4 protein-coding genes and 1 pseudogene are annotated in these 2,203 nt (G+C 42.2%); all 5 read left to right on the forward strand.

The features are described 5' to 3' along the window. The coding region (locus AC29Z1_RS16930; RefSeq protein WP_488272622.1) for a hypothetical protein at positions 1-339 on the forward strand (339 nt) is incomplete at its 5' end. A 15-nt stretch (positions 340-354) separates the two neighbouring features. Continuing rightward, positions 355-624, forward strand: a pseudogene (locus AC29Z1_RS16935) (Ivy family c-type lysozyme inhibitor); the annotation flags it as partial. Positions 625-746: 122 nt separating this feature from the next. After that, positions 747-1,139, forward strand: coding sequence for a hypothetical protein (locus AC29Z1_RS16940; RefSeq protein ID WP_488272623.1), 393 nt, complete (start codon positions 747-749; stop codon positions 1,137-1,139). A gap of 222 nt (positions 1,140-1,361) precedes the next feature. Beyond that, complete coding sequence (locus AC29Z1_RS16945) at positions 1,362-1,652, forward strand: type II toxin-antitoxin system RelE/ParE family toxin (RefSeq protein WP_488272624.1); 291 nt, start codon at positions 1,362-1,364, stop codon at positions 1,650-1,652. An 11-nt stretch (positions 1,653-1,663) separates the two neighbouring features. Then, complete coding sequence (locus AC29Z1_RS16950; protein WP_488272625.1) at positions 1,664-2,011, forward strand: HigA family addiction module antitoxin; 348 nt, start codon at positions 1,664-1,666, stop codon at positions 2,009-2,011. Positions 2,012-2,203: the final 192 nt, after the last annotated feature.

Below are 2,203 nucleotides of genomic sequence, written 5' to 3' on the forward strand. Positions count from 1 at the left end.
AACATACCAAACCTTGAAAAAGGGGCCCCTAACACGGAGAGCAAACCGAGTGGAACTTCGGATATAGAAATGACTATGGGTTACGAAAGTTTCGATAGGTTTGCTGTTTCCGTAAAAAAGAAAGGGGATATAGACGATCCAGTTACCTTTGTGTTCCATCGCGAAGGTCTCGTGGCGTGGAAGCTTGTATCTCTTCGGCTTCCAACCCCAAAAACCAAAGAGGCACAAGTAACTCCGACGCCTCAACTCCAGGAAGCACCACAGCCGCCCCACCTGGCTGATCTAACGAAATATGTAGGTCAACATCCTACGAGGGTCTTTAACGAATCAGCTGTTTAAGAAAAATTCAAGGCACTTCTTGGAGCCGAGTACGATCATTTCTTTAAAAATCTCTCCGTTTCTTCAGAACTTGAGCTTAAAGGGAATTTCTATGTGGGCAGTGGATGCGCTCCTCACAGCTGTAGCATTGAGGAATCTGCCTTTGCCATCAACAATGAAACAGGAGAAGTCTTTGCCTGCATTCTTAGTGACGGCAAGACAATCCAATCATTTGGTGTCAACTCTGAACAGAATCTCCCAGCCCCTCTCTATGCTTGGTACAAAGAACATGGTGGTCCTAATTGATGCAGCGGTCTAACAAGGCGCTCCACCTGACCGCTATTCCGCTGGCGCTCCATAGCGGCAGGTGAGCTTTACGTTATGCAGTTCATACCTATAGATATTTTTAAATAAAAGGAATATTTATTATGCTTACTCCCGATCAGTTTCGTGTCAATGAAGCATGGATAGCCGTCAGAATTAATGAAGAGTTTTTGTTTGTAAAGGATGAACCTTACGACATCTATGTGCTCATGGATGCAGCCAGCGCTTATGTATTTGGACATGTATTGTCACGGGTAGTTGATGAATCTCCGAACGAAAAAGACATTGAAGCTCTTTTTAGAGAGGCATGGAAGGCTAACAATAAATGGGCTGAAAAGCTAATAATTACAGAAAATTCTACTGCTAATGATGTTTTTAGAAAACAGGCAGTAAAAAATGGCCTCTCTATTAAAGTAGTTCCATTATCAGATTTAGAGCCAATTGTAGGTCCCTTAATAAAATCATTTGCCTCGGACTTTTTTGGAAAAACCACATAACAAATCACTATACCTGACCGCCAACAGCTTGGCAGTTTTTGAAAGGCTCTGCTTTGAATAAAAACAGGTGGTTTTTCAATCCAATGAAGGGAGGATGAAAAAAGGACGCAGCCAAACCTTAAACAGCGAGGTGGCATGAATAAGAAGAGAAAGTGTTAAAAAGCACTTGAGGGGTATATGCCTCTGATGTAACCCTTGATGTTTAACGCTATCCGTTATATAATGAATAAGATGATAAAATCATTCAAGGACAGGGAAACAGAAAGGGTGTATAGTCGGGAGGGATCGAATAAATTACCAGGAGATATTCAACAGACTGCATTAAGGAAGTTACGAATGATAAATAATGCCAGAGGCCTGAATGATTTAAGGATACCACCGGCTAATAAGCTTGAAAAGCTAAAGGGTATCCGTGAAGGTCAATATAGCATCAGGATCAATGACCAATGGCGCATTTGCTTTACCTGGCAGAAAGCTGATGCCTATGATGTGGAAATAACTGACTATCATTAAGGAGGTGAGTTATGAACAAAAAGCTTTATCCTGTGCATCCAGGCGAGGTCCTTTTAGAAGAATTTCTAAAGCCGATGGGTATAAGTCAAAACAAACTGGCCTTAAATATTGGTGTGCCACCAAGGAGAATCAATGAGATTGTTCTTGGCAAGCGTGGGATTACTGCTGATACTGCCTTAAGGCTTGCAAGGTTTTTTGGGACATCAGCGGAGTTCTGGCTCGGGCTGCAATCACAGTATGATTTAGATGTTACTGCTGAAAGACTCGGCGAAAGGTTAAATCAAGAGGTAAGGACAGGAGAGTTTATCCCCTCTCTGCGCGCAGACACACACAGGCAAACCCAGACAAAGGAACATTAAAGGATGAGGCAATTTTATAAAATGAGAGGGGCAGCTATGAGGATATGTTTATGTTTGCTATTGGCATAGGTGGTCGATTACAGATATAGAAGGCGCTACTTTTTCCTTCTTTTCTTCCTGTATTCATCGAGATAATCGAATGCCTTTTTTTCATAGCCTGCTGCAAGGCAGGCTAGGTAGAGATTCCCAAAC

It is taken from the genome of Sporomusa sp. (genome assembly GCF_057736855.1).

Bases quoted from the DNA above. Each gene is read 5' to 3' on its own strand.
- AC29Z1_RS16950 (WP_488272625.1), top strand. From the start codon at position 1,664: ATGAACAAAAAGCTTTATCCTGTGCATCCAGGCGAGGTCCTTTTAGAA.
- AC29Z1_RS16940 (WP_488272623.1), top strand. From the start codon at position 747: ATGCTTACTCCCGATCAGTTTCGTGTCAATGAAGCATGGATAGCCGTC.
- AC29Z1_RS16945 (WP_488272624.1), top strand. From the start codon at position 1,362: ATGAATAAGATGATAAAATCATTCAAGGACAGGGAAACAGAAAGGGTG.